35 protein-coding genes are annotated in these 24,652 nt (G+C 44.8%); 28 read left to right on the top strand and 7 right to left on the bottom strand.

Translation table 11 applies throughout. The features are described 5' to 3' along the window. Positions 1 to 58: 58 nt before the first annotated feature. The 5 genes from BLCOC_RS19210 to BLCOC_RS19190 are packed head-to-tail and all read right to left on the bottom strand — an operon-like array spanning position 59 to position 3,160. Positions 59 to 1,210: an FxLYD domain-containing protein gene (locus BLCOC_RS19210; protein WP_018598272.1), complete on the bottom strand. Its 1,152-nt coding sequence runs from the start codon at positions 1,208 to 1,210 to the stop codon at positions 59 to 61. Between the two features lie 56 nt (positions 1,211 to 1,266). After that, positions 1,267 to 1,875 carry a hypothetical protein gene (locus BLCOC_RS19205; protein WP_018598271.1) on the bottom strand — a complete coding sequence of 203 codons (609 nt, stop codon included), beginning with the start codon at positions 1,873 to 1,875 and terminating at the stop codon, positions 1,267 to 1,269. A gap of 19 nt (positions 1,876 to 1,894) precedes the next feature. Next, positions 1,895 to 2,206, bottom strand: a complete 312-nt coding sequence (locus BLCOC_RS19200) for a hypothetical protein (RefSeq protein WP_018598270.1) — start codon at positions 2,204 to 2,206, stop codon at positions 1,895 to 1,897. A gap of 16 nt (positions 2,207 to 2,222) precedes the next feature. Next, on the bottom strand, positions 2,223 to 2,819 hold the full coding sequence (locus BLCOC_RS19195; protein WP_018598269.1) for an ImmA/IrrE family metallo-endopeptidase: 597 nt from the start codon (positions 2,817 to 2,819) through the stop codon (positions 2,223 to 2,225). A 14-nt stretch (positions 2,820 to 2,833) separates the two neighbouring features. Continuing rightward, positions 2,834 to 3,160, bottom strand: coding sequence for a helix-turn-helix domain-containing protein (locus BLCOC_RS19190; protein WP_018598268.1), 327 nt, complete (start codon positions 3,158 to 3,160; stop codon positions 2,834 to 2,836). A 461-nt stretch (positions 3,161 to 3,621) separates the two neighbouring features. Between BLCOC_RS19190 and BLCOC_RS19185 the strand changes: the two genes are divergently transcribed. Continuing rightward, positions 3,622 to 3,840, top strand: coding sequence for a hypothetical protein (locus BLCOC_RS19185; protein WP_018598266.1), 219 nt, complete (start codon positions 3,622 to 3,624; stop codon positions 3,838 to 3,840). Between the two features lie 491 nt (positions 3,841 to 4,331). Here the strand turns inward: BLCOC_RS19185 and BLCOC_RS19180 are convergent, their stop codons facing one another. Together BLCOC_RS19180 and BLCOC_RS19175 are read right to left on the bottom strand one after the other, a co-directional pair. Then, a complete protein-coding gene (locus BLCOC_RS19180) occupies positions 4,332 to 4,718 on the bottom strand; it encodes a DUF2513 domain-containing protein (RefSeq protein ID WP_018598263.1) in 387 nt (128 codons plus the stop codon). A gap of 386 nt (positions 4,719 to 5,104) precedes the next feature. Then, positions 5,105 to 5,437: a hypothetical protein gene (locus tag BLCOC_RS19175; protein ID WP_131918246.1), complete on the bottom strand. Its 333-nt coding sequence runs from the start codon at positions 5,435 to 5,437 to the stop codon at positions 5,105 to 5,107. 120 nt (positions 5,438 to 5,557) lie between these two features. Here BLCOC_RS19175 and BLCOC_RS19170 point away from each other — a divergent pair, with 120 nt between their 5' ends. The 27 genes from BLCOC_RS19170 to BLCOC_RS19040 all read left to right on the top strand — a co-directional run bounded on the left by BLCOC_RS19170 (position 5,558) and on the right by BLCOC_RS19040 (position 24,650). Further along, a complete protein-coding gene (locus BLCOC_RS19170; protein WP_018598260.1) occupies positions 5,558 to 5,707 on the top strand; it encodes a hypothetical protein in 150 nt (49 codons plus the stop codon). A 23-nt stretch (positions 5,708 to 5,730) separates the two neighbouring features. Further along, positions 5,731 to 5,946: a hypothetical protein gene (locus tag BLCOC_RS19165; RefSeq protein WP_018595191.1), complete on the top strand. Its 216-nt coding sequence runs from the start codon at positions 5,731 to 5,733 to the stop codon at positions 5,944 to 5,946. Further along, the gene (locus BLCOC_RS19160) at positions 5,906 to 6,289 is read left to right on the top strand and encodes a pentapeptide repeat-containing protein (protein WP_115623084.1); all 384 of its coding nucleotides are present in this window, start codon (positions 5,906 to 5,908) and stop codon (positions 6,287 to 6,289) included. The genes BLCOC_RS19165 and BLCOC_RS19160 overlap by 41 nt, the downstream gene beginning before the upstream one ends. Before the next feature lie 15 nt (positions 6,290 to 6,304). Continuing rightward, the gene (locus BLCOC_RS19155) at positions 6,305 to 6,601 is read left to right on the top strand and encodes a hypothetical protein (RefSeq protein WP_174717620.1); all 297 of its coding nucleotides are present in this window, start codon (positions 6,305 to 6,307) and stop codon (positions 6,599 to 6,601) included. A 44-nt stretch (positions 6,602 to 6,645) separates the two neighbouring features. Beyond that, positions 6,646 to 7,137, top strand: coding sequence for a sigma-70 family RNA polymerase sigma factor (locus BLCOC_RS19150; protein WP_115623083.1), 492 nt, complete (start codon positions 6,646 to 6,648; stop codon positions 7,135 to 7,137). 17 nt (positions 7,138 to 7,154) lie between these two features. Next, positions 7,155 to 7,562 carry a hypothetical protein gene (locus tag BLCOC_RS19145; RefSeq protein WP_018598257.1) on the top strand — a complete coding sequence of 136 codons (408 nt, stop codon included), beginning with the start codon at positions 7,155 to 7,157 and terminating at the stop codon, positions 7,560 to 7,562. Positions 7,563 to 7,585: 23 nt separating this feature from the next. Further along, positions 7,586 to 8,038: a hypothetical protein gene (locus BLCOC_RS19140; RefSeq protein ID WP_018598256.1), complete on the top strand. Its 453-nt coding sequence runs from the start codon at positions 7,586 to 7,588 to the stop codon at positions 8,036 to 8,038. Then, positions 8,038 to 9,222, top strand: a complete 1,185-nt coding sequence (locus BLCOC_RS19135; RefSeq protein ID WP_018598255.1) for a DUF2800 domain-containing protein — start codon at positions 8,038 to 8,040, stop codon at positions 9,220 to 9,222. The genes BLCOC_RS19140 and BLCOC_RS19135 overlap by 1 nt, the downstream gene beginning before the upstream one ends. Beyond that, a complete protein-coding gene (locus tag BLCOC_RS19130) occupies positions 9,215 to 9,427 on the top strand; it encodes a hypothetical protein (protein WP_018598254.1) in 213 nt (70 codons plus the stop codon). The genes BLCOC_RS19135 and BLCOC_RS19130 overlap by 8 nt, the downstream gene beginning before the upstream one ends. A 283-nt stretch (positions 9,428 to 9,710) precedes the next feature. Continuing rightward, positions 9,711 to 10,406 (top strand): DUF2815 family protein, encoded by a 696-nt coding sequence (locus BLCOC_RS19125; RefSeq protein WP_115623082.1) that lies wholly within the window; start codon positions 9,711 to 9,713, stop codon positions 10,404 to 10,406. A gap of 46 nt (positions 10,407 to 10,452) precedes the next feature. Then, positions 10,453 to 12,432, top strand: a complete 1,980-nt coding sequence (locus tag BLCOC_RS19120) for a DNA polymerase (protein ID WP_115623081.1) — start codon at positions 10,453 to 10,455, stop codon at positions 12,430 to 12,432. Positions 12,433 to 12,447: 15 nt separating this feature from the next. Continuing rightward, positions 12,448 to 14,856 (top strand): virulence-associated E family protein, encoded by a 2,409-nt coding sequence (locus BLCOC_RS19115; RefSeq protein WP_115623080.1) that lies wholly within the window; start codon positions 12,448 to 12,450, stop codon positions 14,854 to 14,856. A gap of 276 nt (positions 14,857 to 15,132) precedes the next feature. Beyond that, positions 15,133 to 15,450 (top strand): VRR-NUC domain-containing protein, encoded by a 318-nt coding sequence (locus BLCOC_RS19110; protein WP_115623079.1) that lies wholly within the window; start codon positions 15,133 to 15,135, stop codon positions 15,448 to 15,450. A 122-nt stretch (positions 15,451 to 15,572) separates the two neighbouring features. Next, complete coding sequence (locus BLCOC_RS19105) at positions 15,573 to 16,871, top strand: DEAD/DEAH box helicase (RefSeq protein WP_026255753.1); 1,299 nt, start codon at positions 15,573 to 15,575, stop codon at positions 16,869 to 16,871. Positions 16,872 to 16,873: 2 nt separating this feature from the next. Next, positions 16,874 to 17,098: a hypothetical protein gene (locus tag BLCOC_RS19100; protein WP_018598249.1), complete on the top strand. Its 225-nt coding sequence runs from the start codon at positions 16,874 to 16,876 to the stop codon at positions 17,096 to 17,098. After that, positions 17,095 to 17,418: a nucleoside triphosphate pyrophosphohydrolase family protein gene (locus BLCOC_RS19095; protein ID WP_115623078.1), complete on the top strand. Its 324-nt coding sequence runs from the start codon at positions 17,095 to 17,097 to the stop codon at positions 17,416 to 17,418. Before BLCOC_RS19100 ends, BLCOC_RS19095 begins: the two co-directional genes overlap by 4 nt. Continuing rightward, complete coding sequence (locus BLCOC_RS19090) at positions 17,415 to 17,798, top strand: hypothetical protein (protein ID WP_115623077.1); 384 nt, start codon at positions 17,415 to 17,417, stop codon at positions 17,796 to 17,798. Before BLCOC_RS19095 ends, BLCOC_RS19090 begins: the two co-directional genes overlap by 4 nt. Positions 17,799 to 17,861: 63 nt before the next feature. Further along, the gene (locus BLCOC_RS19085; RefSeq protein WP_115623076.1) at positions 17,862 to 18,056 is read left to right on the top strand and encodes a hypothetical protein; all 195 of its coding nucleotides are present in this window, start codon (positions 17,862 to 17,864) and stop codon (positions 18,054 to 18,056) included. 369 nt (positions 18,057 to 18,425) lie between these two features. Continuing rightward, positions 18,426 to 18,548 (top strand): hypothetical protein, encoded by a 123-nt coding sequence (locus BLCOC_RS19080; protein WP_272868253.1) that lies wholly within the window; start codon positions 18,426 to 18,428, stop codon positions 18,546 to 18,548. Then, a complete protein-coding gene (locus tag BLCOC_RS19075) occupies positions 18,545 to 19,072 on the top strand; it encodes a hypothetical protein (protein ID WP_115623074.1) in 528 nt (175 codons plus the stop codon). Before BLCOC_RS19080 ends, BLCOC_RS19075 begins: the two co-directional genes overlap by 4 nt. Further along, positions 19,069 to 19,353, top strand: a complete 285-nt coding sequence (locus BLCOC_RS19070; protein ID WP_115623073.1) for a hypothetical protein — start codon at positions 19,069 to 19,071, stop codon at positions 19,351 to 19,353. The genes BLCOC_RS19075 and BLCOC_RS19070 overlap by 4 nt, the downstream gene beginning before the upstream one ends. 5 nt (positions 19,354 to 19,358) lie before the next feature. Further along, a complete protein-coding gene (locus BLCOC_RS19065) occupies positions 19,359 to 19,775 on the top strand; it encodes a sigma factor-like helix-turn-helix DNA-binding protein (RefSeq protein ID WP_115623072.1) in 417 nt (138 codons plus the stop codon). A 798-nt stretch (positions 19,776 to 20,573) separates the two neighbouring features. After that, positions 20,574 to 21,431, top strand: a complete 858-nt coding sequence (locus BLCOC_RS19060) for a ParA family protein (protein WP_018598243.1) — start codon at positions 20,574 to 20,576, stop codon at positions 21,429 to 21,431. Continuing rightward, complete coding sequence (locus BLCOC_RS19055; RefSeq protein WP_018598242.1) at positions 21,424 to 21,813, top strand: hypothetical protein; 390 nt, start codon at positions 21,424 to 21,426, stop codon at positions 21,811 to 21,813. The genes BLCOC_RS19060 and BLCOC_RS19055 overlap by 8 nt, the downstream gene beginning before the upstream one ends. Continuing rightward, positions 21,806 to 22,495: a hypothetical protein gene (locus BLCOC_RS19050; protein WP_147298903.1), complete on the top strand. Its 690-nt coding sequence runs from the start codon at positions 21,806 to 21,808 to the stop codon at positions 22,493 to 22,495. The genes BLCOC_RS19055 and BLCOC_RS19050 overlap by 8 nt, the downstream gene beginning before the upstream one ends. Before the next feature lie 69 nt (positions 22,496 to 22,564). Continuing rightward, positions 22,565 to 23,335, top strand: a complete 771-nt coding sequence (gene terS, locus BLCOC_RS19045) for a phage terminase small subunit (protein ID WP_115623070.1) — start codon at positions 22,565 to 22,567, stop codon at positions 23,333 to 23,335. Next, positions 23,310 to 24,650 carry a PBSX family phage terminase large subunit gene (locus tag BLCOC_RS19040; RefSeq protein ID WP_115623069.1) on the top strand — a complete coding sequence of 447 codons (1,341 nt, stop codon included), beginning with the start codon at positions 23,310 to 23,312 and terminating at the stop codon, positions 24,648 to 24,650. The genes terS and BLCOC_RS19040 overlap by 26 nt, the downstream gene beginning before the upstream one ends. Positions 24,651 to 24,652: the final 2 nt, after the last annotated feature.

Here is a 24,652-nt window from a genome sequence, read left to right as displayed (position 1 = left end):
CGTCCTGGTGCTGGTAACACTGGGGCGGTTTTTTATAGTTTAATTATTTGGGTTACGATTAAAACTGGTACTGTTCTGGATAGGCATAAACCTTATAATCTGCTATAGATGCCTTCGTTATATCATCCGGTAAATTCATGGGTTCTAATTCAAATCCTATTTCTTCATCGGGTTGAATAGGATTCATAAGTATGGTCCAAAGCTGCCCTATGGGCTGCCCGTTTCCATCAAAAAGAATAGCAACGACATTTATATTGCTTTGCTCCGCGCCTGTAGTATTTTTAATTTTTCCGTGTAGATCAATACTTCCCATTTCTTTATCATATATTTCGGTGGCACTTACCTCTAAACGGACAATTTGATTTTTTGAGGCTTGAGCACTGATATGCGGGGTAATAGATATCCCTTCAGTAGGAGTTCCAGCATCCATACTAGTTTCTTCATAGTAGTAGCCTTTTTCACCAGGTGATAATATTTGCGGATATGGAGTAAATGTATTACTTGTTGTGTGGATAATGGTTCCATCCTCAGACACAAGTTCGTAGGAGCTGCGGTCTAAGTATAAATCATTATTTCCGGTATTTGCCACCTCGACGATTGCCTGAGACCATATATTTCCAATAATATCCTGGTGGAATGAAATATTTTGATATGTAACTTCGTATGATGCTTCAGACTGTTGGCTTTGAGAGTCAGGTGCCTCATTACCGGCTGTTTCGGCCTGTGGTTCTTCTTCTGATACGGGATTTTCAGGAATATCTTTTGAGACTTGTGAAAGTTCCATTGTGCTGGTAGTCCCCATGACCGAAACTTCGTAGCTTATTTTCTTATCCTCATATGTAAAACTTTTCGTGTCATCCTGCGATGCTAATAACGCCGAATCTGTTTTTTCTTTATCTTTTTCAGATGTCCACGAATACTTATCTGTGGAATCAGCGGGTGCTTCATATGATCCAATCCAATAAATTGATTTTGTTTTACCCCCATCTGATACCCAGTTTATCTCAATAGTGTTTTCAGTGATTATAGCCTCCTGATAAGACCCATCATTTTCTTCTGAGACCCAAGTACCAGTCAGATCAGTAGGTTCTTTTACTTCCTCCTTTGCTGTCGTGTCATTAGCCTTTGGTTCGCTTGCATTATTTCCGCAGCTTGTAGCAAATGCGCATAAAACAGCTGTTAGAAATAGTGTTACAATCTTTTTCTTCATAAGAATCCTCCTCATAAATATATTTTATTAAAACGCCGAAGCGGATTAATCTACATCTACTCATCAGGTAATATGCTAAGTGTGCGGTCGTTCGATAAATATAAGACACCATTAACAGTGTAAGGGCCAGAGTCAATATCCTCTTTTGTCACTGAGATAGTGTTGTCAATAATTTCTGTAATGGCTGCAAGTATATCGTCGCTAACTAGCTCTATGGGGACAATAATGCAGGATACATTTTGTGAATCATCTGATAATACTTTTATAGTTCCGGATGAATTATCCGGTAGTATAATCGTTATAAAGGTAACAGAGTCCAAGTACTTTGTTTCGCCAGTGGATATGCCTACACTTTCAAGATTAGTTGTTAGATTTTTTATAAAATCTTGATATGAAAAGTCAAATACTGAGCACTCATCTTTGTCCTCTTCGGGGTTTAGTTTTTCATTCTCACTCCCTATTGAGTCAATATATTCGGCCTTTTCTTCGATGGATTTTCCAAGCTCATCAATGGAGGCTTGATTTTCTTTGATGGATTTATCTAATTCATCCATTCTTTTGTCAAAAGCCTCTTGTTCCTTGTCTTCGACAGTTGTATTAAAGCCACATCCTGACATGAGTGTTACGGATAAAATGCTGATCAAGACAGCAAATCTTATCTTCATAAAAACCCCTCCTTTTTATCTAATCCATGTCTCCAAAACTCAAATCCGCCATTGTATCCCGAAGTCCTTCCAGCACCTCATGCTGCTCTATGTACTCTATCCACTTATAAGGGATACCTGATTTTATTTCTCGTTTCAGATTGTCATAGAGTGGCTGCATGGCTTTGTTCCACATCTCACGGACCGCTTTCTCCACCTTAGCCTCTTTCCAACGGCTTTTAGCCGGTCTTTTCTGATTTTTTGTCTCCTGAAATTTCGTGGCCTTTTCCATAAATACCACGTATCCGTCAAAATTTTCTTCCAAGTATGTTAAAAATTCTTTATATGTCATATATTTGTCCTCCCTTTCAATTATTAACCAGATAATATATGTTATCAAATTTAACGGACGTTACAATACCATCCTCTCCAAAATGAATCCTCGAGGAATTTGGGTATAGGTAAGCCAAAAGCTTAGCCTCATACTTATCTGTGCTCCAGAAAGAGCGGTATTTTGTCCGCATCATTATATGGTTGGCAGCAGCTATTGAAATTCCAAAATAACTGCTGATAGACGGGGCACTGTGGAAATTTTTGTACTTTATCAGTGCCTCAGGTGCTAAAAGGTTGGCAGCAAAGGCGTCCGCTTCCGATTCATTTTCTCTGCTTTCCGTTTCATGGCCCAGTAAAAAGTGGCCTAATTCATGCATTAATGAAAAGCGGATACGTTGTATACAGAGTTTATCATTATAAAACACGACCTTTAAAATTTTATCCGAAAATGCATCATCTGACATATCCAGACATAGGGCATATAACTCAGGGCGCAGGTATCTTGCCTGCTCGTATGTAAATACTTTAAACCCATAATGTTTCAGGACAGCGATGCAATCAAATGGGAAGTCTTTAATTCCGCACTCTGTACAGACTTCCCAAACTTTTTGATGGAGTTTTTCAGAATTCATTTTGTCCTCCAGAATTATTCAATTATTTCGGACAAAAGCTGTATCAGGCGTAATTTCTGTTCTTTAGACATCTGTTTCCCATTTCTGGCAATGAGGCGTTCAACGTCATCATACGACGGCTCGTATTTTTGTTTTTCTCCGGTAGCCATCTCTTCGAGCTCTTCAACAGTGATGCCAAGATTCTGGCATATTTGTATAACGTTATCAACGCTTGCACGCCCAACACCTTTTTTCAAAATTCCGTACAATGTAGTATATGGCATTCCACATTTTTCAGCAAAAGCCTTTAAACTATACCCTTGTTCTTTAATTAAGTGTTCAAGTATTTTGGCTTTTTCCATGCATTTTCACCTCATTTCCGTATAACTACATTATATACGAAAAATGATATTTTGTAAATAACAAATATTCGTTAAACCGAATAAATTCGTAATTCAGTATATTTTGTGTTGACAAAATACCGAGTAAGGAATATAATCCAATTATGAAATTCGGAATTACGAATTACAAGGAGGTGAAAACATTGTACATTCATTTACTCGAATTAATGAAAGCTGAAAAAATTACTTTTGCACAGATGGGTGAATTGCTAGAATGCAGATACCAAACTGTTAGTGACATTGTCAACGGAGTTACTAAAAAAGGCTTTTATTTTGATGATGCGTGCAAAATCCATAAGGTATTTTTTCCGAAATACGATATGGAATATCTGTTTAAACGCCAGTAATACAAACTTATGTTCGATAAAGTAAATATACCATGAACATGTGTTTGTGTCAATGAGAAATGAGGAGGTGGAAAAGTGAAGGAAGAAATCAAATTACCATACCCGGGATTAAGGATTGATTATAGGCGTACGGAACTGGGTAACATGACCAGCATAGTGCTCAACGGGAAAGAGTTATACGGAGTCAAAAGCTTAAAGCTCGAGGTTCCGCCGTGCGATAACCCCCCGATGCTAACATTAGAAATTGATGTGAGTATCTTTGATATGACTGAGATACCGGATTACATGAAATGACCGCCATGAATCGGCGGCCATGTGAGATTAAATAATCCTTAGAGTAGGTTGGACATATGCATCTTTTGAAATGATACCAGACTGTACCAGTGTGTTTACCGCGAGTTGTAATTCCTCATCGGAGATATCTAACCGCATAGCGCAGTCCATTAGATGCGCGGAACCACCTTTTGATTTAAGAAAATCGTATAACTTTTGTTGGTTTTCGGTCATTGGTATTCTCCTTTCATTCGTACTCGGCGTGCCAGCGCCTGTACCTAGATTATAGGAGATATGAAAGAAATTGTAAACAATTGTGTCAATAAGAAATGAGGAGGTGAAATGAGTGTGGGCATTGTTATTTGCCATTACAACAGTGATATCCGCAGCCGGATGGTTGACAAGGTATATATCATGCACTGCGATAATTTATTACATCAAAAAAAAGGGGTACAGTCTTCCAAATGAGACAGAGATGAAAGAATGTACCACGTATGTAGTAAAACGTCTCTTTATGTAATTCCAAGATGAGATTTAATTATTGCAGAAATTATACCAGTCGCAATTTGGGAAAGTGAAGAAAGAGAGGAAGAACCGACTTTTTGACTAACTTCTTTCACGTCTTTCCAAACAGTGTCCGAACGAATATCTGCGAGAAATTTATGCCCATCAGGGGTTAAATCCGTAATGGTAATCCAATCACCGCCATCACAATATTCGACAGCCTCTAATAATCGGGATAGTTCACACTGTCGTATGTGATAAGCGATTTCTTCATGTGAGTAGCTGTTTAAGCGGTCAATAGAATCGCCCTTATGGAAGTCCCAGGGACTTAAAAAATCACAATTTTCTTCTGCTGTTAATAATATGTCTCTAACACAGTCGGGATTCAGCTTCATAATTGTAATCTCCTTTCTTATGTACTTAGCCTGGCGGGGCCTGTACTTACAGTATAGAAGACAAGGAAGAAAATGTAAACATTTGTGTCAATAGTAAATGAGGTGATATGAAGATGGGAGATGCTGTATTTGCTATTTTATGTATTGTGATTTCTTTGGCTTCCATCGGAAGTATTGTGACCGTAATACTTAATAAAATTGATGAAAAGAAATAGTTTAAATTCTGGAGGTAAGAGCGAAGGTGAAAAGAGTAACTATAGTTAGCATAAGTAGATCGCTGACACGGGATGAACGAAAAAATTATAAAAAGGAAAATCCAGATAAACGCCTTTGTTTTAGATTACGTTACCCGAATTTTCCGTTGTTCCTTAGCTTGATATCTTTAATTATAGCCATGCTTGGATTATTGGTGTGGTTATTGATATGAGCAGAGAGATAAGTGAAATTACAACGGGAATCCACCATTTGTAAAAAGTCGAACGAAAAGCGTATATTTGGGCTTCTCCTGTTTGATTTAGCCTTATTTGCGGCGGGAGATTTTTTATGGTTTGAATTTTGTTGAAATTTGCAACTGTTTGATGGCTTGCCAATAAACAATCTTTTGCTAATAAGTATTGGCAAATTGTAAGTTCATTATCAGAGAGAGAAGATTTCTCAATAGCCCCATATCTCTTGATTTTGCAGAGCATTTTATACTGCTTTTTGCTTAAGTCAATCATATAAATAATCCTTTCATTTGTACTCGGCATACCAGCGCCTGTAAGTACAGTATAAGACAAAAAGGGGCCAGGAACAAGTACAAGTAGCATTACATACTATACCATCAAGGAGGTGGTTGTGTGATCATAAAAACCATTAAATATGGTTCTGGAGTGATCCGGATACATGATGATTTTTCAAAAAACAAAACCGAAGAAGAGAAGCAAAAGGTCGTGGATGAAGTATCAAAACTCATCATCGGATTTTACAGAAGAGAAGCCGCCGGATAAGGCGGGAAAGGAGGGACAAGCCCATGCACTATAACACCATAAAAGACGCCGCAATCTGTACAGCGCTGGCAGCTATGACGGGATGGTGGCAGCCACGGGATGCACCGCAGGCAGTTATGTGTTACATATTTATATTTGTGCTGCTGATGGTTGGATTTGAAGTAGCACGAGACCAAGGAAATAAGAGGAGGAAAAATCATGTACAAGGAAGAATTACAGGAAATATTAAAAAAGCATAAGAAATGGTTAGCCGGAGAAGATGGCGGTGTAAGAGCCGACCTGAGAAGAGCCGACCTGAGTGAAGCCGACCTGAGAAGAGCCGACCTGAGCGGAGCCGACCTGAGTGAAGCCGACCTGAGCGGAGCCGACCTGAGAAGAGCCGACCTGGACTTTGCGTGCTGGCCATTGTGGTGCGGAAGTCTTGCGGTCAAGGTGTGCAAGCGTATTGCCGTGCAATTGGCATACCACTTTTGCAAGCTGGATTGTGATGACCCAGAGTATATAACAGCCCGAAATGCGATACTTGACTTTGCAAATCAGTTCCACCGCGTTAGTGAGTGCGGGAAATTGGAGAAAAGATAGCAAGGAGGAGAAAGCATGACAAAAGAAAAATGGATAGAAATATGCAAGGAAATGGCCCCGCATTTAAGAGTGTTGGAGCTGATTGCCAAAAACAATGCTCTTGACATTGTTACTATAGCATTGGGAACAAAGACAACTTGTCATGCCGTGTGGATTGAGGATGACACGGGTAGTCATTACAGATGTGTGAGCGATGGAGATAATGGCTTTAAGGCAGAAATCGGCAACATGAAGACCTATTCGGAATCCTGCCATCGTTTTACACTCACTGAAAAAGCCCCTGGCGCCGGGAAGCAATCAGGGACTCAATAAATTATCACACCCTCATTATAGGGTAGATACGGAGGAAAAGTCAAATGAAAGACGAAGATCTTATCTTAAACAATATAAAACTGGCCTACAGTGTGGCCTGGAGTATGAAAAGCACAGGGATAGAGATAGAGGATCTACAAGCTTTGGCATTACTGGGACTCGTGAAAGCAGCAAGAGATTATGACAAAGATCGTGGGTACAAATTTTCAAGTCTTGCGATCACGATTATGAGGAATGAGATCCTGCAGGAAGTGCGTCGACAGAGAAAACAGCAAAACCAGGTCTCACTTAATAGTCCGATCGCAGACGGTTTATGTACCCTGGCTGATGTGCTGGAGGATAAGAAAAATGGGTTTGCTGAGGCAGAAATACAGATGATGATCGAAGGACTGGAAGAAAATGAAAAGAAAGCTGTCTGGCTGGTATTCTTTCAGGGGTTGAAGCAGGCTGAAGCAGCGGACATCATAGGGGTGTCACAGAGTATGACAAGCCATTATTACCGTTCAGGACTTCAGAAGCTGAGACAGAGTATCTGACTGGGAGGAGCAGGATCATGTCAGAAGAACAGAAAATAGCAGATCATCTGCAGTCGGAACTTTTAAAATGTGGGTTCACAATCCAGCGATATGATGCTTATTCAACAAGCAGCATCTATTTAAAGCTAGATTATGGCGTGTGCAACAGCATCAGAATATCTAACCACCGTGGCAAGAGCTATCTGAAATACAGATATAACATCGGAAAACATATATCGGATCGGATACATTGTGTGGACAAGTTTGACCGATACTATTTTCCTGCAAAAGAAATGGACGAGCTGGTCAGAAAGATAGTGACCGACCGGGATGAAAAGATCAAAAAATTTGGGATAATTCGGTACGGAAAGTTCATGTCTAAGAATCGGTTAGAAAACCAGGACAATAAAGGTTTCTGGAGACAGGCCTATGTTGTAAATAAATAATAATATCATAAGGAGGACAACAAATGTTTGAAGTTACGATTAATATTCCGGGATTAAAAGAACTTGCGGAGGCAATCATGGGCATATCAGCCGGAAAGAACGGAGCGCCGATCCAGGGTGCTGCGCAACCGCAGCAGTTACCAGTGCAGCAGGCCATGCCGCCGATACAGCAGGTACCAGCACAGGTACAGCAGACTACACCACCGGTGCAGCAGGTTCCAGCACAACAGATTACGCCACCAGTACAGCAGACGCCAACGCAGCAGCCACCAGTTCAGCAGTCAGTACCAACGACCACACCAAGTTACACACTGGATGATCTGGCAAGGGCAGCTATGACATTAATGGATACCGGACGGCAGGCGGAACTGCAGGCGCTGTTAGTAGCTTTTGGCGTAAATTCTCTTCCGGAATTGCAGCCGGAGAAGTACGGCGCCTTTGCAACTGCATTGCGCGAGAAAGGGGCGCAGATCTAATGGGGCATAAAGAAAGAGAACATGCACTGCTGAGTGCATCGGGGGCGCACAGGTGGCTGGTGTGCACCCCCAGCGCAAGACTGGAGGAGCAGTTTCCGGATACCTCTTCTGAGGCGGCGGCTGAAGGTACTCTGGCCCATGAGCTGGCGGAAGCGAAAGTGCGGAATTATTTTTACCCTGCGGATCTTAGCAAACGGAAGCTGACAAGCTTTATCAAAAAGCAAAAAGAGAAGGAACTTTGGCGGGATGAAATGATGGGGTACACGGATGAATACCTGGACTACATAAAGAGTATTGCTTTGGCATTTATCACAGTGCCCTATGTGGCGATCGAGAAGCAGGTGGATTTCAGTGCTTATGTCACCGGGGGGTTTGGAACAGCCGATTGCATCCTGATTGGCGGGGGCACTATCCATGTTGTAGATTTTAAATACGGAAAGGGTGTTCCTGTAAGTGCGGAGGGAAATCCGCAGTTAGCATTATATGCACTGGGGGCCTATGAGGCTTATAAACTCCTTTATCCAATAGAACGCATCAGGATGTCCGTGGTGCAGCCACGTATTGATAACAATTCTGAGTGGGAGACTTCTCTAACGGAGCTGTTGGCGTTTGGGGAGTATGCAAAAAAGAAAGCTGCGCTTGCGTGGGATGGAAAAGGTGATTTTAAGCCTGGCACAGATATCTGTAAATTCTGTAGGGCAAAAGCGCAGTGCAGGGCGAGATCTGATCACAACGTCAAACAGGCATTTGAAATCGGGGAGCTTCCGCCACTCATCACTGCAGAAGAGGCAGGGAAGCGCCTGGAGGCACTGGAAGACGTGGTGAAGTACCAAAAGGATCTGCAGGAATGGGCGTTGTCAGAATGCCTGGCAGGCAAAGAAGTGCCCGGATGGAAAGCTGTTGAGGGTAGAGGTTCTAGGGACTGGACAGACATGGATACGGCTTTTGAGAGGCTTGTCAAGAGCGGGGTCACGGAAGAGGCCATGCTGTGGGAGAAGAAACCGCTGACATTAGCCCAGGTAGAGAAGTTGGTAGGAAAGAAAGATTTCACGGATTCTGTCGGGGACCTGGTGATCAAGAACCCCGGAAAGCCAACTTTGGTAAAGGGATCCGATAAAAGAGATGCGATCTCAAACAAAGTGACCGCCGCAGAGGCGTTTAAGGAGGGTACTCAGAGTGTATGAAAAGAACTTTGCGGATGGTGAGCTTAGAAGATTCGAGTTAAAGACAGATGACCCTGCGGAGCTCGCAGAACTGGACAGGGTCATCAAAGAGAAAGGGCTCTCTAGAAGGGACTTGGGTATTATACTTCTATATCTTGGCGTTCGACCTGGATTTGACAGGGCAGATTTTGGTATATGGATGCATAATAACCCAGAACGTCCTTAAGATTTTCAGTTGGGATGTTCTTATATATCGCGATCACTTCCTTGGGGACTAAAGTCCACACATACAGAGTGCTATATTTAAGACTTGTTCCGGAGACCTCGAATTCATAATTGGCAAATATGCGGTGTATGCAATCTTCGCCATCAAAATTCACGATATCATAGGGCTCTCCGAGATACCGTAAAAGATACTCAATGCGTTTCAATATATCTACCTCCTTATCTTCCGATTATAGTTCAAAAAGATAAGGAAAATCAATCTAAAAGAAGAGAGGAAAAATAATATGGAGAATTTATGTAATGTAACAACTGGAAAAGTAAGACTGAGCTATGTGCATGTGTTTAAACCCTACGCTTACCAGCCGGGACAGGAAGAAAAGTATCAGGTGACTGTCCTCGTACCAAAAACGGATGTAGATACCATGGGCCGTATCAATGCCGCCATTGAAGCGGCTAAGCAGAAGGGTATAAATGAGAAATGGAACGGGCAGTGCCCGCCTATCGTATCTACGCCCGTACACGATGGGGACGGAACCCGTCCGTCTGACGGCCTGCCTTTTGGGCCAGAGTGCAAAGGATGCTGGGTGTTCACAGCGAGCAGCAAGACAGACTATCCACCGGAGGTGGTGGATAAGATGGGAAATCCCATCATCAATCAGTCAGAAGTCTACAGCGGTATGTACGGCAGGGTAAATGTCAACTTCTTTCCTTATACCTTTGGCGGTAAAAAAGGCATCGGGTGCGGTCTGGGACCAGTCCAGAAACTGGAAGATGGAGAGGCACTCAGTGGCGGGTCCATAAGCGCTGCGCAGGCCTTTGGCGCTCCACAGCAGGCTGCGACTTCTGCAGCGGCACCTGCAACGGGATTCCCGGGATACGCACAGCCGTCTATGCAGGCAGGCTATAGTAACGCGCCGCAGGGCATGCCCCAGGCACAGCATGCTGGCGGCATTAACCCGATTACAGGTATGCCATATTAATTGAGAGGGGCTTAAAGCCCCTCATTTTATCAGGAGGGGCAGGGTTATGACAAGACACCATTTAAGTATTGATATAGAAACGAAATCCGGTGTGGATATCGGAAAGGCTGGGCTGTACAAGTACGCACAATCTGAAGATTTTGAAATTCTCCTCCTTGCTTACAAGTTAGATAGGGAAGAGACTAAAATAATTGATTTGACTGCAGGAGAACAGATACCAGAAACCATCCTTAACAAGCTGCGGAATCCGGATGTAATAAAGCACGCTTATAATGCAGCCTTTGAATGGTACTGTCTGAACCGGGTAGGGATTATAACACCATTGGAGCAGTGGAGATGTACTATGGCTCATGGGCTGTACTGCGGGTATACTGCCGGTCTGGATGCCACCGGAAAGGCCATCGGCCTGCCCCAGGACAAACAGAAAATGTCCGTAGGCAAGGCGCTTATCCGGTATTTCTGTGTACCGTGCAAGCCCACTAAAGCAAACGGAGGCCGTACTTGGAACCTTCCGAAACATGCGCCTGAGAAATGGGAGCTGTTCAAGGATTACTGTAAACAGGACGTGGTGACGGAGTATGAGATACTTCGCCGGCTGAAATTATTTCCGATGCCGGAGGATGAGATACGGCTTTGGCAGATGGATGTGAGGATGAACGTATTCGGCGTTCGGGTGGATACGGAACTAATTGAAGGTGCATTGGCAATAGACACGATATGCACAGACCGACTCACAGAAGAGGCGGTCAGGCTGACCCGGCTTGGCAATCCCAACAGTGCTACCCAGCTGTTGGACTGGCTGTCAAAGAGCGAGGCGGAACTGCCCAACTTGCAAAAGGCCACGGTGGAAGAAGCACTGCAGAGAGATGACATTCCCGGAACCGTCAGGAGGGTACTGGAAATCCGCCAACAGATGGGGAAAACGTCCATCAAAAAGTATGTGGCTATGGACACAGCAAAAGGAGCAGATGGCAGGGTGCGTGGGCTGACACAGTTTTATGGGGCTAACCGGACTGGGCGCTGGGCAGGGAGACTGGTGCAGTTGCAGAATCTTCCCCGGAACTATCTGAAGACCCTGGATATCGCCAGGAACCTGGTAAAGCAAAAGAATTATGAAGGGGTACGAATGGTCTACAACAATGTGCCAGATACCCTTTCCCAGCTTATCCGGACGGCTTTTATCCCCTCAGAGGGGCACAAATTTGTGGTGGCCGACTTCTCAGCTATCGAGGCACGCGTGATCGCGTGGCTGGCCGGGGAACAGTGGGTGAATGAGGTTTTTGCCACCCATGGGAAAATATATGAAGCCACGGCTTCACAGATGTTCCATGTACCGGTTGAAAAAATTGCAAAAGGAAATCCGGAATACAGCCTGCGGCAGAAAGGGAAAGTGGCTACACTGGCACTGGGCTACCAGGGTGGCGTAAACTCCCTGATCAGCATGGGTGCACTTAGCATGGGACTTGCAGAAGAGGAGCTGCCGGATATCGTACAGAGGTGGCGTTCCGCGAACCGGAGGATCTGTGACCTGTGGTATGCCGTGGAACAGGCGGCATTGACTGTTATGCAGACCGCCCAGCCACAGGGAATACACGGACTGATATTTGCCCTGGAGGGAGACATGGTCTACGGACAATGTTTTCTTACCGTGCAGCTCCCATCCGGCAGAAAACTTTATTACCCAAAACCTTTTCTGCAGGAAAACCGGTTTGGGAAGATGGCGATACATTATTATACGGTGGGACAGCAGACAAAGAAGTGGGAGGTCACATCCACTTACGGCGGAAAGATGACGGAGAACATCGTACAGGCTGTTGCCAGGGATTGCCTGGCGGAAACATTAAAAAGGATAGACGCAAAAGGCCTGCAGGTGGTCTTCCATGTGCACGACGAGGTCATCATTGACGCACCCATGGATACAACAGTGGATGAAGTATGCGGGCTCATGGCAGAGCCTATACCCTGGGCACCTGGGTTGATCTTAAAAGGCGCCGGATTTGAGAATGATTATTATATGAAAGATTAGGAGGAGGAGAATGCGATGCAGTATAACCGCAAATTGCTGATAAGTTCGGCAGGGAGCCGGAAGGCCACGGTCTGGCCGAAGAGCACCATCCTCTGGTCCGAATTTGCGGACAGGCTAAAAACACCGGTCCGTAGCAGCGAAACCTATGAGCAGTATCTTGCTATGACAAAAGCCCAGCAGGCAGAACTAAAGGATGCGGGCGGGTTTGTAGGCGGAACCTTCATGGGGGACCGCCGGAAACCGGAATACGCAGAAGGAAGGGACCTGCTGACATTAGATCTGGACTCTATACCCGCAGGGCAGACGGATGATATCCTTCGCCGTGTAGACGGCTTGGGGTGCGCTGCCGTTGTTTACAGTACAAGAAAACATGCAGACTATGCGCCAAGGCTCCGTGTGATCGTTCCCCTCGACCGGACAGCCACGGCGGATGAGTATGAACCAGCAGCACGTAAAGTGGGGGCACTTATCGGCATTGAGTTTTGCGACCCTACGACCTTCGAGGTCAATCGACTCATGTACTGGCCCAGTTGCAGCTCTGATGGGGTATATGTTTACAGGATGTTTGACAGACCATTCTGTAGCTTAGACGGCCTGTTAGGGATGTATGGAGACTGGCAGGACGTAGCCCAATGGCCCCAGGTCCCAGGAACCGACGCCATAGCCCGGAGACGCCTCGCGAAGCAGGAGGACCCTACAGTAAAAAAAGGCGTGGTGGGGGCATTCTGCCGTACATACACCATCATACAGGCCATGGATAAGTTCCTTCCTGGGCTATATGAGGAGACAACGGTTCCAGGGCGCTATACCTATACTGGGGGAGAGACGACAGGCGGCGCGATCATATATGATAATGATATGTTCCTGTACTCGCATCACTCCCATGACCCATGCTGTAACCAGTTGGTCAATGCTTTTGACCTGGTCCGCCTGCATAAGTTCGGCGACCAGGATACAGACGTGAAGGAGGGCACACCAACCAACCGTATGCCGTCTTTTACGGCTATGAGCCACTTAGCCACCAATGATGGGGCTGTATCCGATCTGATAGCGAAAGAACACTATGAGCGGGCGCAGGAAGTCTTCCAGATACCGGAGGCAGGGCCGGTGGGGGAGAAGGAGGAATATGACCTGAGCTGGCTCTCACGGCTCACGAAGGACGGGAACGGGCGCTATGAGAAGACGATAAACAATGCTGTCATCATTCTGGAGAATGATCCGCTTTTAAAGGGAAAAGTTGTCACGGATGAGTTTGCAAGCTGCGGTATGACCCTGGGGAAGCTGCCGTGGGATATGCGGGACGAGAAACGCCGCTGGACGGATACGGATGATGCTGGGTTTTACAGATACATGGAGACCTTTTACGGGATCACTGGAAGAGAGAAGCTGGATAACGCCCTGCTGATCGTCAGCAGCCAGAATAAGATAAATGATGTAAAAAAATATCTGCAGGGGCTTAAATGGGACGGAAGAAAGAGACTGGATACCTTACTAACGGATTATCTGGGCGCGGAGGACAGCCCCTATACACGGGCTGTCATCCGAAAGTCTTTATGCGCCGCCGTGGCGAGGGCGATAACCGGCGGGGTGAAGTATGATTGTATGCCTATATTTGCGGGACCGCAGGGCATCGGGAAGAGTACCTTTCTCGACATCCTGGGGAGGGAATGGTTCTCAGATTCCCTGACAACTTTTGAGGGAAAAGAGGCAGCGGAGCTCATACAGGGCACCTGGATCAACGAAGTCGGAGAGCTTACGGCCATGACAAAGCAGGAGACGAATGCAGTGAAACAGTTCCTGAGTAAACGTTATGATATCTACAGGGCCGCATACGGACGCAGAACAGAGAAATATCCACGCCGGTGTGTTTTCTTTGGAACCTGTAATGATGCTGAGTTTTTAAAAGACGCAACAGGAAACCGGAGGTTTTGGCCGGTGGATGTCGGCCAGATCCCCGCGAAAAGATCCGTGTGGCAGGGTCTACCACGGGAAGTTGACCAGATATGGGCGGAGGCCTATGCGTATTGGATGCTGGGTGAACCTTTGTATCTGTCGAAGGAGATCGAAGAGATGGCCGAAGAGATGCAGGAGAGCCACAGGGAGATGTCAGGAAAAGAAGGGATGATACGGGATTTCCTGGAAAGGGAGATCCCTGCGGACTGGGATGGTTACAACCTGCAGCAGCGGCGGCAGTATTGGAACGGAAACCTGCGGATACCGGATAACGTCGGGCTGGTGAAAAGGGATAAGGTGTGCGCGATGGAGATATGGACTGAATGTTTTAATGGAGATCCGAAGTTTTTAAAGAGGATAGACAGTGTGGAAATCAATAATATTTTGATGACGCTAAAAAGGTGGAGACGTAATAAATCTGTTAGAAGATACGGCCCGTACGGAACACAAAAGGGGTTCGAGAGGGTGTAAACTTTCTACCGTAAACCAACACAAACCAAAGTTTACGGGTAGTGTAAACCGTGTAAACCAAAAAATATAGAAAGTTTACGGCGATAGTTTACGGCTAAACCCGCATAAACACTACGTTTTTTACTAAACGTAAACCATGTAAACCAACTTCTATATAAATAAAAAAATAGAATAAATAGAGATATATGCGCGTACGCCTAACACGCCTAATGCGCCTACGTGAGGCGTATACGCGCGTAAGGGCGAGAAAGTTTACGCACGCATGGAGGTATGAAAATGCAGGAGAAAGAGATTGAAAAAATACTCGTGAAAGAGGTTAAGAAGCTGGGGGGCAGGGCCTATAAATGGTTAAGCCCTGGAAACGACGGTGTGCCCGACCGGGTCGTTATCCTTCCGGGTGAGATGCCGTACTTCGTAGAACTGAAATCTGAAACCGGAAGGCTGAGTGCTTTGCAGAAAGTGCAGATCGACCGTTTACTGGATCTGAAACAGCAGGTATTCGTCGTTAAAGGGATAGACGGGCTGAGCCAGTTCTTTCAGGATATCGGCCACGAAGAAGTGAGTAAAGCAATTGACTGCAGGTATGAGTTATAAAAAATATGAGGACGAGGAGGTGATGTCGTATGATATTCAGACCACATGCCTACCAGGAACACTGTATCAACAGAATCCTGGAGATAAAAAAATTAGGCTTATTTCTGGATATGGGTTAAGGCCTGGGAAAAACAGTTACCACCCTGACAGCCATCAGGGAACTGAAATATAACAGGTTCGCTGTCAGGAGAGTTTTGGTGATAGCACCCAAAAAGGTCGCGGAGGGTACCTGGACGAAGGAAAAGGAAAAATGGGACCACACAAAAATACTCAGAGTGTCTCCGGTACTTGGCAGCCAGGCGAAACGTATCCGGGCTTTAAATACGCCGGCGGACATCTATATCATCAACCGGGAGAATGTGTGCTGGCTGGTGGATCATTACCGGAACAGTTGGCCTTTCGACATGGTGGTGGTGGATGAGTCCAGCAGTTTTAAGAGCCACACGGCAAAAAGGTTCAAAGCCCTGGCGAGCATGGGGAACCATATCGACCGGTTAGTGGAACTGACTGGTACACCTTCACCGAACGGTCTTGCTGATCTGTGGGCGCAGGTATTCCTCCTGGATGAGGGAGAACGCCTGGGGAAAAGATATACCCAGTTTCGGGAGAGATATTTCCAGCCGGATAAGCGGGGCAGCGACGGGATGATATACAGCTACGCTGCAAAGCCGGGAACAGAGCAGAGCATCCTGGACCGGATATCTGACATCTGTATATCCATGAAAGCAGAGGACTACCTGCAGCTACCGGATGTCACCTACCACGAGGTGCCTGTAGAGCTTGATAGCAAGGCGCTAAAAGCATATGACGACCTGGAAAGAAAGATGGTGCTGGAACTTCCGGAAGATGGAGATGACATCAGTGTTGCCAGCGCAGCGGCTTTGTCCAACAAGCTCCTGCAGCTTGCGAACGGAGCTGTGTACGACGAAGATCACAGCGTCCACGAGGTGCATAACTGCAAAGTGGAGGCATTCTTGGAACTTATAGAATCCCTGCAGGGAAAGCCGGCGCTGGTGTTCTACAACTTCCAGCATGACCGGACCCGCATCCTGGAGGCGCTGCAGAAGTACAAGCTGCGTGTCCGGGAGCTGAAGACTACCCAGGATGAGGATGACTGGAACAACAGAGAGATCGATGTACTCCTTACGCACCCAGCCAGCAGCGCATACGGCCTGAACCTCCAGCGGGGAGGAAATCATGTGATATGGTTTGGCCTGACCTGGAATTATGAGCTTTATACACAGGCCAACAAAAGACTGCACAGGCAGGGACAGCAGGACAAGGTCATCATCCATCATCTGGTATGTACCGGGACCCGTGATGAAGATGTCATGAGGGCTCTGGAAAAAAAAGACGACGTGCAGAACTGGGTCATGGAGAGTTTGAAAGCAAGGATCAAGAAGATCAAGGAGGGAAAGTGACTATGGGTGTAAACATAGCGGCGAGGATAAGGTCGGCCGGAGAACCAATCGGCAGGACTACAAAGAAAGGTGCGGTAGAGTGCAAAGTAAAGTGCCAGGGATGCGGAGAGGATATAACATCTGACGGGGTCCTGGTAGGCGTGGAATATGTGAAGACAAAGCGCGGGTCTGAATGGTTCTTCCACACGGAGTGCATGGGGAAAATATGGGGGAGGAAGATAGTATGATCAACATTGAACGGATAGAGGAAGAGGTAAAAGCATCACCCTCCCAGGAGGAAAAACTGAGAATGATAGCCGACACCTATGGCTTGGAGCTGCAGATCTATAAGCTGATAGAGGAGTGTGGAGAACTGGTAACTGCAGCGGCGAAATATGACCCGCATGACTACAGAACGGGGTATCATTTGGCGGAGGAAATGGCGGATGTGAAAGTTATGCTGGAACAGGTAGAGTACCTCCTGAACATCCACGGTACTGTGGATGATTACATGAGTGAAAAGATAGACCGGCAGATAGGTCGGATGCGGAAGGCGGGGATGATATGAGCAGCCGGAATAAAGAGATGCAGGCCAGGACAGAGGGCATGGCCTATGCACTCCGGATCGCAAGAGAGAAAGGAATCGAGGAGCTGGAAAAGGAGATCAAGTTCAGGAACCTCACCGGGATCTCTCTGAATCTGTCACGGAAGGACCTGAACCAGGCAAGCGAGAAGATAAAAGAGATGACCATGGATACCTTCACGATCCTGACCGTGGCCGTCCTTCATGATGAGTTCGGATTTGGAGAAAAACGTTGTCAGCGGTTTATCGACCGTATGAACCAGAAAGCTGACTGCCTGATAGATGATTTCTGTACTTGGGATGATTACATAAGGACGATAAAGGATGAGTTGAATCTTAACCTGCAGATACGCTGGAATAGATAAGAGGATAGATGACGGTAGCAGGACTAAGGTTGCTGCTGGAACTGGTAAGCGGAGGTGGAAGAGATGAGTGACAGACGGCCGTATTTAGAGTTTGCAATAGCAGACTTTTCAAGGGTAAGAGAAAATGCCTCTGTATGTAAGAGTATGCTTGGCACGGAAATATGTGATGCAGTGATAAACGCTCTTAAAAAAGAAATTCCGGTCCCTGCATTAAAGGCATGGGACAAGTCGATTGGCGGAAATAATTATTACGGATAGGTGTGTCCAGAATGCGAAAATACATTAAGGCCGAGTGTAAAAGGCAAATATTGCCCTTATTGTGGGCAGAGGATAGAGCGGGAGGATGAACCATGCAAAACATTGAAGATTTTAACTGGGATAGTCTGTATCGTCAGACACAAGCTTGGATGGATCGTGAACGGATCCCTGGGAAAGTAGATACTGGATGCAGGTCAATCCGAAGTGGCTGCCCTGTAGTTGATATACGCGTACCGTGCAGAGGAAATAAAGCGATTATTGAAAGGGTGTGCAATTATCGCCATGTATACAGATTCGGTGGGTATATAGCTGGCGGAGTACGATACTATATACTAGGTATCCGATTCACAGAAAACGGAGAGATGGACAATGGATGAGAGACTAACTGCCATACTGGCCTTGCAGCGCCGCCTGGATGAGTGGCGCCGGGGCTGGCATAGGCAGCATAAGGCACAGGAGGCAAAAGTCAGGAAGAGGAGGAAAACAGGATGAGGATAAGAGTAACAACGGAAGGTAAAAGCGTGGCAATAGACATGGATCAGGCACTAGCCGAGAAAGTATTTAAGGCAATTGTGCTTCAGCTCCTGCAGGCGAGTGGACTGAAAGAAGACCAGTCAACTCCTGAAGAAAGTCTGCCTCCAGTAAAAATACAGCCGAAATCCAATGTTATGCGGGAGGACGTCACTGAGGAGAAAAGCTATGAGAAACTGGATGGGCTATATCAGTACAAAGGATTCCTCTATATGAAATGCCCGGAATGCAGTGACATCACAGGCTTTTGCAGCAAAAAAGAAGTTGAAGGATATCACTGCTTTGAATGTGGGGCAGATATACCCTTTACAGACAAGCTGGTGCCGCTGTATATAAATTGCCAATGTGGGCGTGGTTTTAAGTACATGACCAATATTACTGACAATATGTTTGATATTAACTGTATAGAGTGCGGATCACCAGTAGCCGTGCAATATAATGCCAAGAAAAAACTCTATGAAACAATTCGGGAGGAAATCGGATGAAAAACGGTGAAGGCTATCCGGACCCTGCATATGGCCAGGCTCTTCCGGCCATTCGGCGAGAGGAGAATACCAGGGCGCGGGAAAAGCGGTATGGAGTACGCCGTGGTGAGGTTATATATATCATCCTGGAGACAAAGGATGAAAGACATAGGACTGTAAAAGTCCGGCGGCGGATGCAGGTTGTAGATTTATGTGAGCACCACATTGTATTGCGGCATAAGACTGGAGCTTGTGAGAGTTATCCGTATCAAGAGTTTATGAAGATGTGGAGCGGGAGGTGATACCGGTGGACAAGAAAACCCTGAAACAATACAGAGCACTACTGAAAGAACAGATCCTGAATGACAAGGCCATAGACAAGCTGTATGACCGTGCTGTAGAGGTTCCTACTGTCATGGGCAAGGTAGTAGGCTCCAGCCATGACTTTCCCTATACTGAGGTAAGGACATCAGTCCAGATGGATGAACCGAAAGAGGCCGATGAGATTTCCCGGAGGCTACGAATCCGGAAGGAGAGACAGGAGCAGATCAGGGCGGCGGTGCTGGAGATTGAGCAGTTTATTGCCAGAATCCCGGATAGTGACGCACGACAAATTTTTGAAATGGCATATTTGGAAGGAAGAAAGCAGCACGAAATAGCCGATGAACTAGGGTATAGCAGAGGGAGGATTCCACAGATTATAAACCAGTATCTAAAAGATTAGCACAATTAGCAAAAATATGTGTTATTCTTACAATAGAGCCAGTGGGCGAGAGCAAACGGCTCCTTTGGATGTTGACTATCCTCCTCTTGTTGTTCGGCTGCTGGGTGTCATAGCCCAGTGGCTGATTTGCCGGTACCGCATAGGTATGTCAGGCACTGCGCAGTAAGGCGTATAGGCAGCATGGTTCCGTAATGGAGTAGATTGACGTCAAGCATTCCGAGGCTGCCGAGAGAAGACATAGCCTAAAGGGCATTTGGGTAGGGGCAATGAAAGGAACTTATGGTTGCCAGAGCAGTACGGGGTGGGTTGCGTGACTGCTATATCTTGTATAATTTTATGAGCGAGGTGATCCCGCCGCTGGGGGGAACCGATTAACTACAACCTCTCCGCTGATATGATGGCGTGATGTATAGGGCACGTAATATCAGTGATAAATATAAGCCGTGACAACCGGTAAAGAACATGGGAGACGTCCCTGGGTGGAGTTGCGAGGGGGTTCTGATACCAAAAGCGGAATTGCAAGTTTGCGGGAATGCACTTTAAACCGCATGTCCCAGGACTGGGATAACAGCACCGTATCGCATAGCGTTTTACGGTGCAATGTGTGGAGCATACCATCAATGGCAGATGGACAGGGTCGCTCCCTGGGTTCCGGTCCGATTCCGGATGTTCCGCTTCGCCGGAAGGCGATACTCCCCCAATACATTTTTTAAAACACCCTGTAGAAATACGGGGTGTTTTTGTTGATTATCACTAAAAAATAGAGTATAATTATAAAAAAATATACGGGGTGATAAAATGAAGCGAAATGTAGTAGCTTTTTTAAATATGAAAGGCGGAGTTTGTAAAACTTCTTTGTGCAAAGAAATAGCATTATATTTAGCAGAAGAATTTCAAAATAAAGTGTTAGTTATTGACGTAGATCCGCAATCGAACTGTACACAGTCTTTTTTTGAGAGATATAATGTATTAGGGAAGAATACGATAATTAAGGGGGATTTATGTCTACCTTCTATTCAGAAGGTATTTTCAACTAGTGTTGCCAAACTGGAGCACTCTGATTTAGAAGAAATAATTTTGAAATTAACTAATAAATTGCACATAGTACCTGGAGAGCTTCGTACTATCTTCATGGAGCGAGAAACCGCAACAGGAGCATCCGAACAAAGATTATTAAATTTTATAGAAGATAATAATTTGAAAAAAGACTATGATTATATTCTAATAGATTGTCCTCCAACATATTCTTTTTATACAATTGCTGCATTACTCGCAAGTGATTTGTACTTAATCCCGGTAACTCCTGATGCTTATTCATTGTTAGGAGTAAATTTGCTTGAACAAGTTGTAAATCATTTGAAAGGAAACTATCGAGCAAATTTTAGAACTCACCCACTAGATAATTTAGGAATAATTTTCACGAGAATACCTAAAATTCCTAAAGGTGGAATAAAGAATAATATGGACCAAATTAAAGAAGCGTTTGTAGATAGGAAAATGCCTTTTTTTGAGAATTCATATTTGAAAGCTAATAGAATTCCAACGTCAAAGTTATCTACGTTTATTCTCGATAGAAAAGATGAGGCATTGAGGGATAACATGAAATCTATTTGTCAAGAATTTGTCAATAAAGTGGGGGAATATAATAATGAATAGAAGCATTTGGTTGAAAAAAATCAAATATATTGAAGGACTAAAAGATGAAGAATTAGTACGTATGGAAAGTTATTCTGTTTTAGTTAGTTTTATTTTATCAAAAGAAGAATTTAAAATTAATGCAGAATTAAAAGAGTTTATGGAAGAATTAGGAATAGAGTGTAAATTGTACTTGCTTAAAAGTAGAACAGCCATGTTGGCAAGAGCTGTAAGAATCTTTCAAAAAGCAGATATAACAGATGTACGGAAGTTCATAGATAAAATAAAAAACAGAATCAAATCAGAAGAACATGAACAGTCGGATAATACAACAAAGAAATCGAAAGAGAATTATATGAAAAAAGTGCTAAATCTTTATGGAAGAGTTGATGAAAATGAATGAATACATAAAATTCCTTAAAAAATATTTTCCAGAGGCAGATATGGCCTCTTTTCAAAATGAAGTATTATTTAATTTGATTTGTGAAAGTAATATTATGTCTGATATATATATAAAGTATATGGATTTAAGTATATTAGGTGTAAACGTGGACCGGCTGATGTATTATATTCGTTTTCGTGATTGTGTGAATAAGCTATTGATATATCTTCCAATAAATGATGGCATTGGAATATACGCATGCATGAGATATTTTATAGAACAATTTTTGAAATATGTATACTCACTTTATAATAATAATGATGTTTCAAAAATCAATAAAACAAGTTATAGGCATATTAAAGAAGATATTAATAGTAACACAAATATAGATATAAATGTAAAGAAAGAAATAGAAAAAATATATTCTTATTATGCAAAATATTCTAACGATATACATGATAAGGCGGTTGTATATGATAAAGAATTGAATTTTCTTGGAGATATTCTAAAGAATAGAAATGATTTTATTTGTAGACTATCTGATGATTTGTCTAATTTTTTATTTATATCATACAACATTTTGAATAAAATATTTAATATAGATTTTAATAAATTGAATGCTTTTGAAAGAATGAGTATAGCTAAAATGTCTTCTAAGAAAAGAAAAAATAGAATATTAAATATGTTGAAGTACGAGAAGTAATTAGAGAGTCCACCTCCGGGTTGGCTCTTTTTGTATACATCAAAACGAAACGATTGAGAGGTGGTGAGGGTGCCGCGGAAATTGGATGAGCGAGCTGTGAAGGCAAAGGAGATGTACCTGAACGGAAAGAAATTAGTTGAGATTGCAAGTCAACTAAATTTGCCGGAAGGGACTGTTCGGCGTTGGAAGAGCACATATAAGTGGGGAAGCGAGCGCTCGTTAAATAAAAGCGAACGTTCGCAAAGGAGGAAGGGCGGGCAGCCTGGCAACAGAAATGCCGTAGGTCACGGTGGAACAGGTCCGCCGGGAAATAAGAATGCAGTGAAAACAGGAGAGTTTGAGACTCTCTTTTTTGATACCTTGGATCAGGAAGAGAAACGGTTACTGGAACTGGTGCAACCGGATAAAGAGCAGTTGCTGCTACAGGAGATACAGCTTTTAACAGTCCGGGAGCGCCGGATGCTGAAACGCATAGATAGCCTGCGCGAATTGGAAGAATGCGCACCAGAGGAAGAAGATGACGAGCCAGGCGCCATCTCAACAAAAGTTCCGCCGGGCATGACAGTGACAAAATACACTGCAGGATTTGAAAAAGGCAAGATCACAGACTTGCGAGAATTTACGGGTATCCTTGGGCAGATACAGGCAGTTGAGGAGGCTCTTACCAGGGTGCAGGCAAGGCGCCAGCGTGCCATAGAGGCATTGCATAAGTTTGGGTATGATGACGCACATCTGGAGCTTATAAAAGCCCAGGTGGATAAATTAAACCGAGAAGGGCAGGACGACGATGGAGAGGAAGGAGTGGAGATATACAATGATGCACCAAAAGAAGCAGATTAAGATATCTGATATAGTGATTCCAAAGTATCTCCCCCTGTTTAATGACCGGAAACATCGGCACATTATCCTTACATCAGGTCGTGCCGGCGCAAAGTCCAGTTATGTGAGCATTGCAACGGATTTCCGGATTATGGCTGAGAAAAATGCATCCTGTGTTGTCCTGCGTAAGCATCATAATAAGCTACGTAAGACGGTATATAAAGAGATGATACGTGGTATCAACCGTCTGGGAGTCAGCAAAAAACGGTTCAAAATCGGAAAATCTCCGATGGAGATAACATACAAAAAGAATGGAAACACCATTTATTTCTCCGGATCCGATGGCGTGGACGATACAAAGGGTATCATTGACGAGGATAAGCCTATCAAGCTGGTCGTACTGGACGAGCTGACAGAGTTCTTCGACGACGGCGAAGGAGAAGAGGAGCTGGCGAACATAGAAGCCACCTTTGTCAGGGGTAACCAGGGCGGGTTCCAGATGATCTATCTTTATAATCCGCCCAAAAACCCGAATGCCCCTATCAACGAATGGTGCCGTAAGATGGAGGAGCGACCAGACTGCATCCACATCCACACAAATTACAAGGATGTACCCGAGGACTGGCTGGGGCCGGATCTGATAGAATCGGCAGAAGTGATGGAGCAGGCAGATCCTAAGATGTATCGCTGGGTATGGCTTGGGGAGAGCACCGGCGTGGATGACCTGGTCTATTATATGGTCAGGTCAGAGCTGCATTATTATGACGGTCTGCCTGATGGGGATAAAAAGACTATCGGGGAGATCGGAGTGGGTGTTGACTACGGTCAGAAAAATCCGACGGTATTCGAGGCATTCGGTGTGGATTACAGCCGACAGGCATTGTGTGGTTTGGATGAGTGGTACCATTGCGGCAGAGATGAGGGGCAGAAATCCCCATCGGAATATGCAAAAGAACTGAAAGACTTTTGCGACCGACTGGAAAAGGAGTGTAACCGGGTGGTGAGCTGGGTATTTATCGACCCTTCCGCAGCCGGTCTCATCGAGGAGGTGCGGCGGATCATGCCGCACATAGAGGTTATACCGGCTTTCAATGACGTAAAATTGGGGATCAGCCGTGTGCAGAAATTCTTTTCTTTCCGGAGGATCCTTATAAACCGGGGTCAGAAACATTTGATCAGAGAATTGGGGTTATACCAATATGACCCCGAAAGCATCAAGAAGGGCAAAGAGGAAGTGCTGAAGGTCAACGACCACGCTGCGGATGCCACAAGGTATCTTGTATGCGGTATGTGGGGCCTGATAGCCGTATTCCTGCCTGTATCCGATAGAGAGTGAGG

Source organism: Blautia coccoides, assembly GCF_034355335.1.
GTDB lineage: Bacteria > Bacillota > Clostridia > Lachnospirales > Lachnospiraceae > Blautia > Blautia producta.
The sequence above is the reverse complement of the archived record's forward strand: the minus strand, read 5'-3'. Positions and strand labels throughout refer to the sequence as shown.